Origin of the sequence: Pseudomonas sihuiensis (genome assembly GCF_900106015.1) — a bacterium.
GTDB lineage: Bacteria > Pseudomonadota > Gammaproteobacteria > Pseudomonadales > Pseudomonadaceae > Aquipseudomonas > Aquipseudomonas sihuiensis.
Genome location: NZ_LT629797.1, coordinates 4,797,492 through 4,813,421 on the forward strand (window position 1 = coordinate 4,797,492; position 15,930 = coordinate 4,813,421).

Sequence of the window (15,930 nt, forward strand, 5' to 3'; positions counted from 1 at the left end):
TCAACCTGATCCTCGCGTGAGCGCTGGCTGCCGAGCCGTCTCACGCCCAGTTGGAACAAGGAGTCGAGATGCCGCGTACGCTGATCCGCAAGGACCCGAGTAACTTCAAGACCCTGCCGCTATTCGTCGAAGCCAGCCCGGATGGGCTGAGCTACCAGAGCCTGGGACAGCCACTGAATTTCCAGCAGATGCTCGAACGTCGCCGCCCGATCGAAGTGGCGGACAGCTCGCGGTTTTCCGTCGAGCTGGCCAACCTCGGCGTCTCGGTGCGTCTGACCCTGCGCCTGCATGGCCGTGATTACTGGTTGCTGGTGCGCCAGCGGCGGCCGGATCGCGGCGACACCGTGCTCAAGCTGATTTCCGGCTATGTGCCGGCGCATGAGCTCAACCTGCCGCTGCTCACCGCCATTCAGGAAGTCGCCGAGGAGTGCCTGCTGGAGAGCGCCGATGGCTGGCTGAGCGGGCGTTTCGCCGATACCTGGTTGCCCACGCCCTATCAGGGCGCGCTGCGTTATCGCGAGTCGAGTCACTTTCGCCTCAGCCCGCTGTCCGGCGCCGCGCGGCCAGTGCAGTGCGGCAACCTGACCTTGCTCGAGCGCCCGCGCGCCTACGTGCATCTGCCTACCGCATCCTTGCAGCTGGTGTATGACCTGAGCCTGGAGCTGCCACGTGATGCCCGTCAGCTGAGTCTGTTTCACGTCGATGAGTGTTTGGAAGACGGCCGCCTGGTGGCGCGGCTGGAGCGTCGCCGGCCGGATATCTACTTGTTGGCATTGCAGCGTGGTGTACCCAGCGGTGGGCTGTTCACCCTGCGCAAGGGCGAGCTGCTGCCTGCCAGCACCCGAGGGGTATGGTTGTCGGAGAGTTTTGCCGAACAGGATGGCTGGCTGGTACGTGACGAGCGGATTCGCTGGAAGGACTGGCTGCAGCGCTACGGTGTGAAACCGCCGCAGCGGCGAGCATTGGCCAGCGCGTAGGGCGGGTGTAACCCGTCGTTGGCCGTCTGGCGGGTTGCACCCGCCCTACATGGGCTGCGCCGCTTTCACACTCGGCTGTCGTGCATGCGCGTCAGTTGCCGCTCCAGTAGTGCCGGATAAGGGTCGAGCAGGCGCTCCACGCAGCTGGCTCCTTCCGGGCTGGCAATCGGGCGGATGCGGGCGCGCTGGCGAGCCAGGGCATCCTGTGCGACGCGTTGCTCGACCAGCAGCAGATTGCGGCTGTGTTGCGACAAGGCCAGGGCGTCCAGGGCGCTGTCGCTGAGCAGCAGGTCGGCTTGGCCCAGCTCTTCCAGATCACTGCCCAGGGTCAGGCCCAGTTGCAGTTGCAGGGTGATACCGCTGTCGGCGACCTCGATTTGCAGGGCATGGCCCAAGGCGCGCATCAGCTCGCCACAGCAGATCGCGTGGGTCAGGTAATCCTCGCCGCATTCGCGCTCGTGGAACAGCATCAGGCTGCTGCCGTCCTTGAGGGTATGAAGTTGGCCCTGATAGAGCGCAGCAGCCTGTTCCAGGCAACCCCGATAACGATCCAGCAGGTCCAGCAGGCGCGTGCGCGGCAGGCGACGCAGCTGCTCCTGGGCCCCGAGTTGAATGGCCAGTACGGCGCTGGCCTGCGATGGGCGCGGAGCCTTGGCGATCGGCGCAGGCACCTCGGACTCGTCACGCAGGTCGGCAAAGGGGTCATCCGGCTCTATCGTGTCAGGCCAGGGCTTGAGCGGCTCGTCATCGCCATACTCATCGCTGATGTCCGCTTCATCGAAGGCAGCATGCTCGGCCGCGATCTCCTCCTGCTCGTCGAAGCGCTCGTCGTCTTCTTCGTGCAGGTAGTCCTCGCTGTCATCGAGCAGCTGTTCGTCATCCAGTTCCGGCTCGGGCTCCGGCTTTTCCGGTACCAGGCGCGCCTGTAGCTGGCGCGCCAGATCACCGATCTCGTCGTTGCGTCCGGCGCCCGGTGCAGGGTCGTCCGGGTCGCGCAGCCACAGGCGCATCTGCAGCAGTGGGGTGGAAATATGCCGGCCGAGGCGCATGCTCAGTGACAGGGTCAGTGCCAGCAGAATCAGGCTGAGAATGCCCATGCTCTGCAGGCTGATGGTCATCGGTTGCTGGAACTGGCTCATGTCCAGGCTGATGCGCAACTGCCCGGCCATCACTTCCTGGAAGGTGATGGAGGTGGAGTACAAACCTTCGGTTTCACCCAGCACGCTGCGTGTCGGGCGCGCGCCGGCTTCGGCGAGGATGCGACTGTCCACGCTGTAGATGGCCGCATGGGCCACCAGCGGGTTCTTCGCCAGGTTGTTCAGCAGTACGTTGAGGCTGAGGATGTCGTTGGACACCAGCAGTTCGGTGGCCGAGGCCGCCGTCTGGGTGATCAGCGCCTGACCCAGTGCATCGGCCTGCTGCTGCATGGCCTGCTTGAACTGCATGCCCATGACCCAGGCATAGATGACCATCGCCAAGGCCACCAGTAGCAGGCTGTGGCTGGCGATGCGCAGCACCAGAGGCACCCGCCGCTGACGCAGCGCGTGGAAGATCAGGATGAAGAAGTTATCGGGTTTGACGGGCGCGGGCCGGTTCACAGAGCACGGCTCTTGTCGACTGAAGTTGCCGCGCAGTATAGCGAGCGCCCTGGGGCGGGCAAAGCGCATGGCTGCCCGGATTGGCGGGAAACTGGGTAGAATGTGCGCCTTTTCGTCGGTCAGTGGCCAATTCGCCGCTTGCCTGCCTCAATCGTTTGCCTTGGAGGGTGCGTCTTGCGCGAAATCGTCCTGATCAATATCACCGGCGAGGATCGCCCCGGACTTACCGCAGCCATCACCGGCGTGCTGGCTCAGGGCGGGGTGAACATCCTCGATATCGGCCAGGCGGTAATCCACGACACCCTGTCGTTCGGCATCCTCATCGAGATTCCTGACAACGGCCGCTCCCAGTCGGTGCTCAAGGACCTGCTGTTCACCGCTTATGAGCTCGATCAGCAGGTACGTTTCACCCCGGTTTCCGAAGACGACTACCGTCAGTGGGTCGGTGGCCAGGGCAAGGCCCGCCATATCGTGACGCTGTTGACGCGCAAGGTCAGCGCCGAGCAGTTGCAGCGCGTCAGCGCGATCACCGCCAAGTACGGCCTGAACATCGACCATATCGACCGCCTTTCCGGGCGCATGCCGCTGGACATGCCGGCCGAGCAGGGCAAGGGCTGCATCGAATTTTCCGTGCGTGGCGAGCCGGCTGATCCCGTGGCCCTGCGCGCCGAGTTCCTTAGCGTGGCGCAGGAACTCAACGTCGACATCGCCTTCCAGCGCGACTCGGTGTTCCGCCGTAATCGCCGTCTGGCGGTGTTCGACATGGACTCGACGCTGATCGAGGCCGAGGTGATCGACGAGCTGGCCAAGGCAGCTGGTGTTGGCGAGCAGGTGGCCGAGATCACCGAGCGCGCCATGCGTGGCGAGCTGGATTTCCGCGCCAGCTTCAAGGAACGGCTGGGCTTGCTGCAGGGCCTGTCGGAAGACGTGCTGGAAGAGATCGGCGCGTCCCTGCGTTTGACCGAAGGCGCCGAGGTGCTGTTCGCCGAACTCAAGCGCCTGGGCTACAAGACCGCGATTCTCTCTGGCGGCTTCACCTATTTTGCCAAGCAGCTGCAGGCCAAGCTGGGCATCGACTACGTGTTCGCCAACGAACTGCAGATCGACAACGGCAAGGTCACCGGCGTGGCCGTCGAGCCCATCGTCGACGCGCAGCGCAAAGCGGATCTGTTGCGTGAGCTGGCGCAGAAGGAAGGTTTGCAGCTGGAGCAGACCATCGCCGTCGGCGATGGCGCCAACGACCTGCCGATGCTCGGGCTGGCCGGTCTCGGTGTGGCCTTCCGCGCCAAGCCGCTGGTCAAGCAATCGGCCAAGCAGGCGATCTCCACCCTGGGTCTGGACGGCATTCTCTATCTGCTCGGCTTCCGTGACCGTGAGGGGCAGGAATAAGCACCGCCGTTCTGTCGGATATAAAAAAGCCGCCTGTTCAGGCGGCTTTTTCGTCAGTGGGATTTATTCGTCGCCGGCCGAGAAGTCGTAGTCCATCGACTGGCTCGGGCCCTGCAGGTAGTAGCCCTGAATGAAGTTGACCCCGGCCTGCCACAGCGTGGCGAGTACGCTGGCACTTTCGACGAAGGGCACGATGGTCAGCTTGGCCTGGGCATGCAAGCTGCTGAGCAGGGTTTTCAGCGCTTCCTGGTTCTCTGCATTGCTCAGGTCCTGGGAGAACGAGCCATCGACTTTGACGAAGTCCACTTGCAGGTGTTTGAGCGTGTTGAACGGGTTCAGCGCGCAGCCGAACTGGCTCAAGGCCACCTTGCAATGCAGTTCCGCCAGGCCTTGGGTCAGCGTCTTGGCCTGTTTCAGGTAGGCGATGGCGTCCGGTTCGCTGAACTGGAACACCAGCGAGTCCGACGGCAGGCGCGCGGCTTTGAGTGCCACGCTGAGCCAGGGCAGCAGCGTCTGGTCCTGCAGGCTGGCGCTGGACAGGTGTACGAATAGACGGGTGTTATGGCCTCTGGAGCGGTGATCGGCCAGTAGCTTGATCGAGTTGAGGATTACCCAGCGGTCGATCTTCTCGCCGAGGCCGGCATCCTTGGCGGCGGCGAGGAATTCCATTGGCGGCACCTCTGCACCCTGCGGATTGAGCAGGCGCAGCAGCACTTCATAGTGTTCGTGAGCATCGCCACGCAGGCTGATGATCGGCTGGAACAGCAGTCGGAAGCTGTTGTTCTCCAGTGCCTGCTGCACCATCGCCAGCAGGCTGCCGCGGTTGGCTGCTGCGGCGAGTTCATCGGCCGGGTTGAACACTTTGATGGCATTGCCGTCACTGAGCTCGTCGGCGCAGCGGTGCGCGCGATCGAGGACTTCCTGCGCCTTGGCGGTTTTCTCGCTAAGGCCGGCGACGCCAATCGACAGGGTGGTCTGCGCGGTGCGGCCGCTGACATCGAACAGGTGGGCTTCGACCTTCGTCAGCAGGGGCGCCAGGCTGGCTTGGCACTGCTCGGGCGTCTGGCCCGGGAGCAGGGCGGCGAACACGTCGTCACCGAAGCGGGCCAATTGAGTGTCCGCCGGGAAATGTGCGCGCAGCAGGCCGGCCAGGTCGGTCAGCAGCAGGTCGATACCGGCCAGGCCGATCTCGCCCTGCATGCTGGCATAGCGGTCGACACGGATGTACGCCAGGGTCGAGGGCTGACCGGTGTTGACGGCGCGCTCTGCGGCGCTGTCCATCAGCTCGAGGAAGTGATTGCGGTTGAACAGGCCGGTGACCAGATCCTGGCTGCTGATCTCGCGCAGTTTCTCTTCCAGTTCGGCATTGGAGGTTTCCGCGCGGATCACCACCTGAATGCACGGTTCGCCGTCATAGGTGGCGGGGGAGAAGGTCATCTGCGCGGCGAAGCTGCTGCCATCGGCGCGTACGCCCTGGCAATTGAGCTCGGCATTGCCTTCGGCGCTCTGGTAGTTCTTCAGGAAATCCTTGAACGCAGCGTGATCGGCACTGGCGATCAGGTCGATCATCGGCATGCCTTCCAGCTCTTCACCATCTTCGTAGCTGAACAGCTCGAGATAGGCACGGTTGGCATAGATGTGCATGCCGTCGTGGACGTAGGTGATGGCGTCTACCGAGCTTTCCAGCAGCAGCTGGCAGCGCTTCTCCGCTTCACGCAAGGCCACTTCGGCGGCACGGCGGGCGCGACGTTCCTCGAGGTTGGCCAGCTCGCGCTTGGCCACCAGCACCAGACGCTCGTCCTCACCTTGCGGCAGGGCGTCTTGCGCGCCGAACAAGAGGGCTTCGGTGATGATCTCGGAATCATTTTCCTCGACCAGCTGGATGACGGGGATGTCCTTGGCCTGGCGGCGGATGGCACTGATCGCCTCGCCAGGATCGAGATGCTCGCTGCTCGCTGCGCAGATCAGCAGGTCCCAGGTCTGTTGCAGTGTCTCTGCCAGGTCATCGCTGGAGGTCAGACGATGCACACGAGTGGCATGCCCGGCGTTGCGGAACAGACTGACTAGGCGCTCTGCTTCGTTCTGCGAGTCTTCGAGAATCAGCAGGCGGATGGTTTTTTTTTCGATGGCCATAGAGGGGTCATTACCGCGCCGAACGGACGCGAAAAGGCGACAAATGGTGAGTTCGCCGGAGCCTACAGCGACTTCCAGAGCGAGTCAAAATCTTCCTCCCCCGCAGGCTTCTGGCTTTGCGAGGCTGTGACCGGTGTCCCGGGCGCACCTTCTTCTTCGCCTACGCGGCGATACTCGAACTGGCTGAAGCTGCCGGTGCTGACCTGTCTGCGGGTCAGTAGCGCGCGGTGTTCTTCGCCGTGGTCGTTGATCAGGACCTTGCTGCCCTCCTGAAATGGCAGGCGTGGGGTGATCAGGCTGGCGGGGCGAGAAATGGCGCTGATTTCCGGTAGCAGCAGGGCGCGCAGAAACTGGCTGTTCTGCTCGGCTTTGCGCAACAGTTGCAGGCCGCAGGGGCGGGCGTGCGGTGCGATCAGCTCGATACCCATCTGCGTGCCGCCGCCGCGCACTTGGCGAATCCAGCGCACGATGGCCACGCTCCAGCCCTGGCTGGGGTTGTCTTGTACGCCTAGCAGTTCACCGGCCTGCAGTTGGCTGGGGACGTCCTTGGGCCAGGACAGGCAATAGCCACCTGGGCTGTGATTGACGATGGGCAGGGGGAAGGTCGGGTAACTTTCGCCATTGCTCTCAGGCTGCGCCTGCTCACCGGGGGTTACCTTGGTGTACTGAATCTCTTCGAAGTGGATTTCGTCAGCCGCATTGCGCTGGGCATCGAAGGCGTTCGACCAGACATCAGGCTCGCCCGTGGAAGGCTTGAATACCGCAGCGCCCAACTCTACCGGGCGTTTCAGCACTTCAGCGAACGAGCAGCGTCCGGAGAGGAAGAAATGCAGCGCGGTCATACCGATGCACAGGGTCAGGCTGCCTTGCCCCGGCGTGCGCTGGAAGGTGCGCTCGGCGATGTCGCCCCAGGCTGCGGCAACGTGCTGCAGCAGATCGAGGGTAATGCCCTCCGGAATCATCAGGCGCGATTTGCTGCGCTCTTCTTCGGGAAGTTCCAGGTATTCCTTGATGGCATCGACCAGCGGCTGCGTATCGATGCCCAGCAGGTTGTGCAATTCGCTGCTCTGATACAACGACTTGTAGCGCGGCGGGCCGTCGACCTGCGGCGCCAGCACGAACAGGCTGTCGGCATGGTCGCCTGGCTGCAGCTTGACCAGCGCGCTCCAGGGCTCCAGCGCTTGCGCCAGGCGGGCGATGCCGTTCTGGCGCATCTGGTTGGTGCGCGCGCAGCCGAGTAGCAGTGCGGTCACGTAGGTCTGCTCGGTGCTCAGGCCCTGAGTATGGCGTGCCAGTGGGTCGCGAATGACCTGACGTTGCAGGCGCTGCTCGCAGGCAATCTGATAGAGCTGATGCAGCTCCAGCCAGAGCCCTTCCGGAACCGGGCAGTAAAGCTGACTGGCACGAATCAGCGGACTGCACAGGCTGTGGCTGGCGCGCTGCAGGGAGACGGCGAGCAACTGGTCGCGATCTTTGCCGCTGCGGGCGATCACGCGGGAAATGATCAGCTTGTAGCCGACGGCCAGGTGGTTCTGCAGCGCCTGGCACAGATTGGCCACTTTGCGCGGGCGCTCGTCGAGAACGATGGCCTGGTTGAGAAAGTGACGCTCCAGGTGTTGGCAGACGAAGCTGACTTCCGGGCGCAGCAGTTCGAGTAACTGCAGGCGATTTTCCGAAGGGGTGAGGAATTGATTGAGTTCCACCAGGCTCTGATACAACTGACGTGCGGTTTCACCGATGTTCGCCTTGGGCAGGCCTGCGATCCAGCGTTTCAGATCGCGGGGGCTGCCGTCGCAGAAACTGAGGCTCTGCTTGCTCGGCGTGGGAACGCGCAACAGTTGAAGGTGGGTACTCTGTCTATCCATCAAACTCGGATACTCCGGCCACGCAATACCAAGCGGCTCTAGTAATAGTCTTTCGAACTCTAGCAGTATCTGCCTGTGCTGGCAGCCCATCCGCGCGGACGGCCTGCCTCGCCAGAGTACGGATCTATGACCGAACGGTCGAGATGCGGGTTCCTTTTCTCAGCGGCTCAGTTATGAACCGTGCCCATCAGCTGGCCCATGCGCACTGCGCTGCCTGCGCCCAGCTCCTGGGCCCATTGCACCTGATTCGGGCCGAACAGGACGATGGCAGTAGAGCCCAGTTTGAAGCGGCCCATTTCTGCGCCCTTGGCCAGTTCGATCGGCCCGCGTGCTTGCGCGTCATAGCGGGTGCTCTTCAGCTCGCGCTTGGGTGGCGTGACCAGGCCGGCCCATACGGTTTCCACGCTGGCAACGATCATCGCGCCCACCAGTACCACGGCCATCGGCCCGCGCTCGGTGTCGAACAGGCAAACCACGCGCTCGTTGCGGGCGAATAGTTCCGGCACGTTTTCCGCGGTGGTCTGGTTGACCGAGAACAGGCGGCCCGGCACGTAGATCATCTCTTTCAGCGTGCCGCCCAGCGGCATATGGACGCGGTGGTAATCCTTCGGCGAGAGGTACACGGTGGCGAACTGGCCGCCCATGAACGGTGCTGCACGTTCGGCGTCGCCGCCAAGGAGTTCGACCGCGCTGAAACTGTGACCCTTGGCCTGGAAGATGCGGCCGTGCTCGATGGCGCCGAGTTGGCTGACTGCTCCGTCGGCCGGGCTGAGAATGGCCCCGGGAGTTTCATCCAGCGGGCGCGCGCCGTCTTTCAGGGCGCGGGTGAAGAACGCGTTGAAATGTTCGTAAGCACGCAGGTCCTCGACTTGCGCTTCGCTCATGTTGACCTGGTACTGCTTGGCGAACCACGAGATCAGCGGATTCTTCAGCCAGCCGATACGGCATTCGGCAACGCAGCCGATCAGGCGCGAGAGCAGGTGATGAGGCAGCAGGTACTGGCTGAGGATAAAAAGACGTTGTTTCATCGTGTTTCCTTGAAGGTTCTGAACCGGCATTGGCGTGGCCAGGCCGGGTGCAACTGAATGGTCGACGGACTCAACGTTCGATGGGCGTGTCGGGCAGGTTGCCCCACTCGGACCAGGAGCCGGCATAGGCCTTCACGCGTGGATAGCCGAGTGCCTTGGCTACCACATAGCTGAAGCCGGAGCGGCGGTGAGTCTGGCAGTGGGTGATCATTTCCTTGTCGGGTGTGATGCCCAGGCCTTGCAGGATTTCTGCGATATCCGTGCGAATGCGCATACCGCGTTGCGGGTCCATGCCGGCGGTCCACTCGAAATGGGTGGCGCCGGGGATATGCCCGCCACGCGCTGAACTCAGTTTTTCGCCGCGGTATTCGTCCGCGCCGCGCACGTCCCAGATGGCCAGGTCGACAGCATTCAGGCGCGATTGCAGGTACTCGCGGGTAGCGGTGGGGGCATCGCTCAGCGTCAGTGTCACCTCGGTGCGGGTCACTGCTGGCGCTTCCTGGCTCAGTTCGAGGCCATCGCTGACCCAGGCCTGCAGGCCGCCATTGAGGAAGTGGTAGCGCTGATGGCCGATCACGTCGAGCAGCCAGATGAAGCGACCGGCCCAGGGGCCGCCCTCATCGTCGTAGACCACATAAACGGCATCCGCGTGATGACCGATATCGGCGAACAGCGCTTCGAGCTGCGCTCGCTCGGGCAGCAGCCCGGGGGCGGGCGGCAGGCCCAGTTGCGTGCGCTTGGCATCTACCCAGCGCGCGCCTGGGATGTGGCCGGCGGCATAGCGCGCTGCGCTGCTCAGATCGAGCAGGATCAGGTCGGCTGCATCCAGGCGTTCGGCCAGTTGGGCTGGCTCGATCACCAGTGGCAAGTTGTCGAAGGCGGACATGACGGCCTCCTTGAATGAAAAGAGGTCGATTGTAGCGGAAACAGAGCGCTTCAGCGCTCGCGCCTGGAAAAGCTGCCCAGCGCGCGCTCGATGCACTGCACGGTCTTGCCGAACGCCTGCAGGCAGACGTCATTGAGTGGTTGGCCGCCCTGGTCGGCCACGACCAGCATCACCACCCGACCGTTATTGGCCACAGAGCGCAGCAGCAGATGCTCGCTGGGGAACAGGGCCTTGAGGTTGCCTGGCAGCAGTGCCGAAAACTGCGCCACGTTGCTGGGCGTCAGGCGCAGTTGTCCTGGCGCGCTGAGCAGGCGTTTCAATACCTGACTTTGTGCCGGGTCGAGGCTGAGGGTGGCCGCGCTGGCATTGAGCCCCGCCTGTTGCTGGGTTAGCAGGCGGGTGTGCTGGCGATCAGCAAGAAGCAGCAGCACGCGCTTCAGGCCGCAGGCCTGCAAGGCGTCGCGGGCGCAGGCAGTCAGTTGCGGCACGTTGGCAAAGGTGCTGGGTTCGACGAGCAGGCGTGCACAGTGCTGGCGCCAGATGGCAAGGTCATCGCGCTTGGGGGGCGCTGCGGCGCTGACGGCTGGCTTCAGGCGATGGGCGTCCCACGGCCAGATCAGTGCCTGGGCCGGGTGCCAGAGTGTGTGATCGTGAATCAGACGTGCGCTGCTCACGGCGTGCTGGTGCACTTCCTGTTGCAGCTCACTCAGGGGGATCTGCAGGTAAAGTCCGGTAAGACGTTGCCAGCGCAGGCTGTGCGCGGTATCCCAGGCGTGGTGGGCGGATACTGCCAAACCGTTGGCCAGCAGCACGCAGTTGCTCGGATGGGTGAGCCAGTGGCGCAGGGGGATGTCGGCGTCGAGCATCTGCTGTTGATGCAGGGGATGCTCGTTGTCGCGAGCGATGTGCAGCGCCCGGACCAGTTGGCGACGATCACGCTCGAGCAGGCGGTAGCCGCGCACGATCCATTCTGGCAGTCGCCAGCGCTCGGCCAGTTTGACGCACAGCTGGATCAAGGTGACGCCGAGCAGCTCTTTCTCGACAGCAGCGGGCCGTTCGCCCTTGAGCAGCACGCGTTGCTCCCAGGCCTCGAACAGCTGCGGATGGGCGCACAGCAATGGCCAGATGGGTGAGAGAAACAGCAGGCTGCAGCCGTGCAGTTCATTCCACAAGCGCGCCAGGCGAGCACCGAACAGGCCACGAGCCTGTTGGCTGGCATGCTGACTGATCAGCAAAATCTGCTTGAATGCTAGAGGGATGTCACTTTCTGGCAGGGCAGGCGCCTGGCTGAGCAGGGCTTCGCAGCGGCTCAGGCCCAGGCGCGACAGCGCAGTTTCGACGCTCTCGGCTGGATCGCTGAGGCTGTTGCTCGATTGGTTTGCCTCGCGCAGTACCTGCAGGGCGAAAGAGGGGCTGGACTCTATCGCCTCGGCAATTTCGCGCCAGGTCCGGCGACTGTCTCCCAGGATGCGACGCAGGCGCAAATGCTGCTGCTGCTCGATAGGCAGTGGCAACTTGCCCAGATGTTGTACCCAGGCGTCCAGAGTGCGTGGCAGAGACTTTGACGTCGGCATATTGGCTCGAGTCGAACTGGCTTTTGACCATAACTGGCTATAGTCTGGCGTATAAGCTCCGATAATTAGAAGGGTTGTTTTTAATAACCCGTCCACTAGGCACTACAAGCGTTTACTCCATGGTAAAAATCTTAGGCATCATTGTCGTCTTTGGCTGTGTGCTCGGCGGGTTCATACTCTCGGGCGGGAAGTTCATGGCATTGGTCCACCCCTTCGAGGTTCTGATTATTGGCGGCGCGGCGCTGGGAGCATTCCTCCAGGCCAACCCCGGCAGCATGTTCATGCAGGTTTTCAAGAAATCGCTGAGCATGTTTGGCAGTCGCTTTACCCACGCTTATTACCTCGAAGTGCTCAAACTGCTGTACGAGATCCTCAACAAGAGTCGCCGCGAGGGCATGATGGCCATCGAGGCAGACGTCGAAGATCCCAACGCCAGTCCGATCTTCAGCAAGTATCCCGGTGTGCTCAAGGATGCGCGGATGACTGCGTTCATCTGCGATTACCTGCGCATCATGTCTTCCGGCAACATGGCGCCGCACGAACTCGAAGGCCTGTTCGACATGGAACTGGCCAGCCTCAAGGAGGAAGTGGAGCACCCGGCGCACGCCGTGGCCAAGGTCGCCGACGGCATGCCGGCCATGGGTATCGTCGCGGCCGTGCTGGGCATCGTGATCACCATGTCGATCCTGGCAGAAGCGGACAACGCGCAGATCGGTGAGAAGGTGGGTACTGCTCTGGTCGGTACCTTCCTCGGCATTCTCGCTTCCTACGGTTTCTTCGGCCCACTGTCGAACGCGCTGGAACATGACGCCAAGGAAGAGCTGAACCTTTACGAAGCGATCAAGGCGACCCTGGTCGCTTCAGCATCGGGCATGCCGCCGACCCTGGCCGTAGAGTTCGGGCGCAAGGTGCTGTATCCGGCGCATCGTCCGAGCTTCAGCGAGCTCGAACAGGCCATGCGCGGCAGCTAAGCCATGGAAAATAACCAACCCATCATCGTCAAGCGGGTCAAGAAGACCGCTGGCGGACACCATGGCGGTGCCTGGAAGATCGCTTTTGCCGACTTCGCAACCGCCATGATGGCGTTCTTCCTGGTCATGTGGCTGATGACATCGGCCACTCCGGAACAGAAGAAAGCCATTTCCGGCTATTTCCAGGACCCGATCGGTTTCACCGAGAGTGCCAGTCCATACGCCATCGACCTGGGCGGCACGCCTACGCCAGCGCCCGAGCGCACCCTTAATCCTGACATCTCCGAGACGCCGGAGAGTCAACCGGATGAGTCCGGCGTCAGCACCGATCAGATCGAAACCCTGGCTGAAAAGATGGAGCAGGAGCGTCTGGAACTGCTGTTGCAGGAGCTGCAGAACAAGGTCGAAGAGAATCCCGAGCTGCAGCGTTTCAAGGACCAGATACTGTTCGAAATCACCCAGGATGGCCTGCGCATCCAGATCATGGACGCCGAGAATCGACCGATGTTCGCCCTCGGCAGTGCCAACCTTCAGCCCTATTTCGAAGACATCCTGCTGGCCATGGCCGACACCATTCGCGCGGTGCCGAACAAGATCAGCATCAGCGGTCACACCGATGCCAAGCCGTTCGTAGGGCGCGGCGATTTTGGCAACTGGGAGCTGTCATCCAACCGTGCCAACGCCGCGAGGCGCACGCTGGTGGCGGGCGGCTATCCGGACGAGCAGGTGGCGCGGGTGGTCGGCTATGCCTCGTCGGCGCTGTTCGACCGCGAGGACCCATTCAATCCGGTCAATCGGCGCATCGATATCGTTGTGCTGACCAAGAAGGCGCAGCGCGCCATCGAGGGCGAACAAGGCGTCGAGGAAGGCACTACGCCCGCGTCGGGCGAGGCTCCGGCGGACGCGGCGAGTGAACCGCTAGCGCCAGAGCAGCTACAGCAGCGCCTGAATATCTTCGAAGAAGGCGCCTTGCAGTTCGATCAACTGAATAATCAGTAATCGTCTTCCGGCAGGCTGGCGATGATGTGCCGGTAGCTGGCCATGCGCTGCGGCTGCACGCGGCCGTCTTCCAGGGCCTGCAAAAGCGCACACCCGGGTTCGCGATCATGCTTGCAGTCACGGAAGCGGCAGCGCCCGAGCAGGTCGTGGAATTCGATGAAGCCTGCTTCCACGTCATCGCGGCTGACATGGACGAGGCCGAATTCGCGAATGCCTGGGGAGTCGATCAGTTGACCGCCACCGGGAAAGTGGAAAAGCCGTGCGGTGGTGGTGGTGTGCGTCCCCTTGCCGGTCAACTCCGACAGCGCGCCGACACGCGTATCTACACCGGGCAGCAGGCTGTTGACCAAGGATGACTTGCCTACGCCAGATTGGCCGACGAATACGCTGACGTTTCCGTTCAGGCGATGTTTCAGCTGCTCCATGCCATCGCCCTGATGGGCCGAGACTTCCAGCAGCGGGTACTCGAGCTCACGATAGACCTTGAGCAGCGCGTCCAGCGCTACCTGGTTCTGCTCATCGATCAGATCGGCCTTGTTAAGCAGCAGCAGCGGACGAATGCCCGCGTGCTCGGCGGCAACCAGATAACGGTCGATCAGGTTGGCGTGCGGCTCGGGCAGCGGCGCGAAGACGATGACGATCTGGTCGACGTTGGCCGCCACCGGCTTGAGTTGGCCGCGCATGTCGGGGCGGCACAGTTCGCTGTTTCTCGGCAGTTGCGCGACGATGACGCCGTCACCCTGATTGCCGGGGCGCCAGACTACCTGGTCACCAGTGACCAGTGCCGGCAGGTTGGCGCGCAGGTGGCAGCGAAACACCTGGCCGGCCATCTCGCCCTGCAAACCTTCGATTTCCACCTGTACGCCGAAATGGGCGATTACCAGTCCGGTCTGTTCCGGGCCGAGGTCACCGCCTTCCAGTGCTTCCATTGCTCGTGATTCACGCTTGGCGGCGCGGGCGGCGCGCTCGCCTTGAATCTTTTCGATCCGCCAGTTCTGGCGGCGGTTGAGTTGGCGTTTGGCCATGGAGCATCCGGGTAGTGGAGTGTTGATCGCGGCGAGTTTAGCATGAGCGCTTGGCGGCCATTCGGCTGTCAGGAACAGAGGTCGGGAATGACGGCAGGCGAGGAACGAACGGTGCTGCGGCTACCGTTATTGCGCGCTCTTTTAGCGCAGGGTCTGGCCTTGGCGCTGGTGGTGGTGCTGGTCTATCTGCTGGCGTTGCTGCCCTGGCGCATGTCGTTGTTTTCGGTGGCGCTGCTGCAAGGTGTTGTGGCCGCCGGGATCGGCTGGCGCCTGGGGCTGTCACGCTGGTGGTTGTGGATCAATCTGGCGTTTCTGCCCGCGCTGCTGGTAATGCAGCGCGCCGATTTACCGGCCTGGTTGTTCCTGCTGGGCTTCGTTCTGCTGCTACTGGTCAACTGGAACAGTCTGCGTGAACAGGTGCCGCTCTACCTGAGTGGGCGCAAGGCGCAGCAACGTCTGCAGCAGTGCTTGAGCGAGCGTGAGCCGCCGCTGCGCTTCGTCGACCTGGGCTGTGGTACTGCTGGTACGGTGCTGCAGATGGCCAGACGGTTTCCGCGCGGGCAGTTCGTTGGTGTCGAGACGGCGCCGCTGCTCTTTGTTTTTGCCTGGCTACGCTGCCTGCTGCAGGAGAACTGCAGCATTCGTTATCGGAGTTTGTGGCAGGTCGAGCTCGGCGACTTCGATGTCGTCTACTGCTTTCTCTCGCCCGTGCCGATGGCGCGTCTGTGGGCCAAGGCGCAAGTCGAGATGCACGCCAATAGCTGGCTGATCAGCAACACCTTCGAGATTCCGGGCGTGCCGGCTGATCGTGAGCTCGAGATCAACGAAGGACGGCAAACGTCCCTGTTTCTCTGGCGCATGAAGGGTGCCGAGATCCGCTAGACTTGGCGCCTGAGCCAAGGAGCCTAACCATGCAAAACCCCAACAACCTGATCTGGATCGACCTGGAAATGACCGGGCTGGAGCCGGAGCGCGATGTGATCATCGAGATGGCCACCATCGTCACCGACAGTGAGCTGAACGTGTTGGCCGAGGGCCCGGTGATCGCCGTCCACCAGAGCGACGAGGCTCTGGCCGGCATGGACGAATGGAACACCCGCACCCATGGCCAGAGCGGCCTGACTCAGCGCGTACGTGAAAGCAAAATCGACACGGCGGCGGCCGAAGCACAGACCATCGCCTTCCTCGAACAGTGGGTGCCCAAGGGCAAGTCACCCATCTGCGGCAACAGCATCGGCCAGGATCGCCGCTTTCTCTACAAGTACATGCCGGCCCTGGAAGCCTACTTCCACTACCGCTACCTGGACGTGTCGACGCTGAAGATCCTCGCTGGCATGTGGGCGCCAGCGGTCAAGGACAGCTTTCAGAAAACTGCAACTCATCAGGCGCTGGATGACATTCGTGAGTCCATTGCCGAGCTGCGCCACTACCGTGAGCATTTCCTCAAGGTGTAAATGAGCCACTCCGGCGCGGCCCGCGTGCGTA

Annotated in this window: 13 protein-coding genes; 6 read left to right on the forward strand and 7 right to left on the reverse strand. The window is 62.7% G+C overall.

From position 1 onward, the window contains the following. Positions 1–68 precede the first annotated feature (68 nt). Positions 69–977 carry a hypothetical protein gene (locus BLT86_RS22485; RefSeq protein WP_017678646.1) on the forward strand — a complete coding sequence of 303 codons (909 nt, stop codon included), beginning with the start codon at positions 69–71 and terminating at the stop codon, positions 975–977. A 65-nt stretch (positions 978–1,042) separates the two neighbouring features. On the opposite strand, the gene BLT86_RS22490 is transcribed toward BLT86_RS22485, so the two are convergent. Further along, the gene (locus tag BLT86_RS22490) at positions 1,043–2,575 is read right to left on the reverse strand and encodes an AhpA/YtjB family protein (RefSeq protein ID WP_092379737.1); all 1,533 of its coding nucleotides are present in this window, start codon (positions 2,573–2,575) and stop codon (positions 1,043–1,045) included. A 174-nt stretch (positions 2,576–2,749) separates the two neighbouring features. Between BLT86_RS22490 and serB the strand changes: the two genes are divergently transcribed. After that, the gene (gene serB, locus BLT86_RS22495) at positions 2,750–3,964 is read left to right on the forward strand and encodes a phosphoserine phosphatase SerB (protein ID WP_039964291.1); all 1,215 of its coding nucleotides are present in this window, start codon (positions 2,750–2,752) and stop codon (positions 3,962–3,964) included. A 63-nt stretch (positions 3,965–4,027) separates the two neighbouring features. On the opposite strand, the gene BLT86_RS22500 is transcribed toward serB, so the two are convergent. From BLT86_RS22500 to BLT86_RS22520, 5 genes are all read right to left on the reverse strand, one after another. Then, positions 4,028–6,097: an EAL domain-containing response regulator gene (locus tag BLT86_RS22500; RefSeq protein WP_092379740.1), complete on the reverse strand. Its 2,070-nt coding sequence runs from the start codon at positions 6,095–6,097 to the stop codon at positions 4,028–4,030. Positions 6,098–6,159: 62 nt separating this feature from the next. Beyond that, the gene (locus BLT86_RS22505; RefSeq protein ID WP_092379742.1) at positions 6,160–7,962 is read right to left on the reverse strand and encodes a molecular chaperone; all 1,803 of its coding nucleotides are present in this window, start codon (positions 7,960–7,962) and stop codon (positions 6,160–6,162) included. 167 nt (positions 7,963–8,129) lie between these two features. Continuing rightward, positions 8,130–8,990, reverse strand: coding sequence for an archaetidylserine decarboxylase (gene asd / locus BLT86_RS22510; RefSeq protein ID WP_092379746.1), 861 nt, complete (start codon positions 8,988–8,990; stop codon positions 8,130–8,132). A gap of 70 nt (positions 8,991–9,060) precedes the next feature. Continuing rightward, positions 9,061–9,876: a rhodanese-like domain-containing protein gene (locus tag BLT86_RS22515; RefSeq protein WP_092379749.1), complete on the reverse strand. Its 816-nt coding sequence runs from the start codon at positions 9,874–9,876 to the stop codon at positions 9,061–9,063. Between the two features lie 50 nt (positions 9,877–9,926). Beyond that, positions 9,927–11,450 (reverse strand): HDOD domain-containing protein, encoded by a 1,524-nt coding sequence (locus BLT86_RS22520; protein WP_092379752.1) that lies wholly within the window; start codon positions 11,448–11,450, stop codon positions 9,927–9,929. Between the two features lie 119 nt (positions 11,451–11,569). Here BLT86_RS22520 and motA point away from each other — a divergent pair, with 119 nt between their 5' ends. Both motA and motB read left to right on the forward strand, forming a co-directional pair. Continuing rightward, positions 11,570–12,421 carry a flagellar motor stator protein MotA gene (gene motA, locus BLT86_RS22525; protein ID WP_021487864.1) on the forward strand — a complete coding sequence of 284 codons (852 nt, stop codon included), beginning with the start codon at positions 11,570–11,572 and terminating at the stop codon, positions 12,419–12,421. A 3-nt stretch (positions 12,422–12,424) separates the two neighbouring features. Next, positions 12,425–13,420 carry a flagellar motor protein MotB gene (motB, locus tag BLT86_RS22530; RefSeq protein WP_092379754.1) on the forward strand — a complete coding sequence of 332 codons (996 nt, stop codon included), beginning with the start codon at positions 12,425–12,427 and terminating at the stop codon, positions 13,418–13,420. Here motB and rsgA read toward each other — a convergent pair. Further along, positions 13,414–14,445 (reverse strand): small ribosomal subunit biogenesis GTPase RsgA, encoded by a 1,032-nt coding sequence (gene rsgA, locus BLT86_RS22535; protein ID WP_017678656.1) that lies wholly within the window; start codon positions 14,443–14,445, stop codon positions 13,414–13,416. The genes motB and rsgA overlap by 7 nt on opposite strands. Before the next feature lie 87 nt (positions 14,446–14,532). On the opposite strand from rsgA, the gene BLT86_RS22540 reads away from it, so the two are divergent. Together BLT86_RS22540 and orn are read left to right on the forward strand one after the other, a co-directional pair. Next, entirely contained in the window at positions 14,533–15,327 is a 795-nt protein-coding gene (locus tag BLT86_RS22540) for a class I SAM-dependent methyltransferase (RefSeq protein ID WP_017678657.1), read from the forward strand. Between the two features lie 29 nt (positions 15,328–15,356). Then, positions 15,357–15,899 (forward strand): oligoribonuclease, encoded by a 543-nt coding sequence (orn, locus tag BLT86_RS22545; protein ID WP_017678658.1) that lies wholly within the window; start codon positions 15,357–15,359, stop codon positions 15,897–15,899. The last annotated feature ends 31 nt before the right edge of the window (positions 15,900–15,930 follow it).

Bases quoted from the DNA above. Each gene is read 5' to 3' on its own strand.
- BLT86_RS22485 (WP_017678646.1), top strand. From the start codon at position 69: ATGCCGCGTACGCTGATCCGCAAGGACCCGAGTAACTTCAAGACCCTG.
- BLT86_RS22500 (WP_092379740.1), bottom strand. From the start codon at position 6,097: ATGGCCATCGAAAAAAAAACCATCCGCCTGCTGATTCTCGAAGACTCG.
- BLT86_RS22505 (WP_092379742.1), bottom strand. From the start codon at position 7,962: ATGGATAGACAGAGTACCCACCTTCAACTGTTGCGCGTTCCCACGCCG.
- asd (WP_092379746.1), bottom strand. From the start codon at position 8,990: ATGAAACAACGTCTTTTTATCCTCAGCCAGTACCTGCTGCCTCATCAC.
- BLT86_RS22515 (WP_092379749.1), bottom strand. From the start codon at position 9,876: ATGTCCGCCTTCGACAACTTGCCACTGGTGATCGAGCCAGCCCAACTG.
- BLT86_RS22520 (WP_092379752.1), bottom strand. From the start codon at position 11,450: ATGCCGACGTCAAAGTCTCTGCCACGCACTCTGGACGCCTGGGTACAA.
- motA (WP_021487864.1), top strand. From the start codon at position 11,570: ATGGTAAAAATCTTAGGCATCATTGTCGTCTTTGGCTGTGTGCTCGGC.
- motB (WP_092379754.1), top strand. From the start codon at position 12,425: ATGGAAAATAACCAACCCATCATCGTCAAGCGGGTCAAGAAGACCGCT.
- rsgA (WP_017678656.1), bottom strand. From the start codon at position 14,445: ATGGCCAAACGCCAACTCAACCGCCGCCAGAACTGGCGGATCGAAAAG.
- BLT86_RS22540 (WP_017678657.1), top strand. From the start codon at position 14,533: ATGACGGCAGGCGAGGAACGAACGGTGCTGCGGCTACCGTTATTGCGC.
- orn (WP_017678658.1), top strand. From the start codon at position 15,357: ATGCAAAACCCCAACAACCTGATCTGGATCGACCTGGAAATGACCGGG.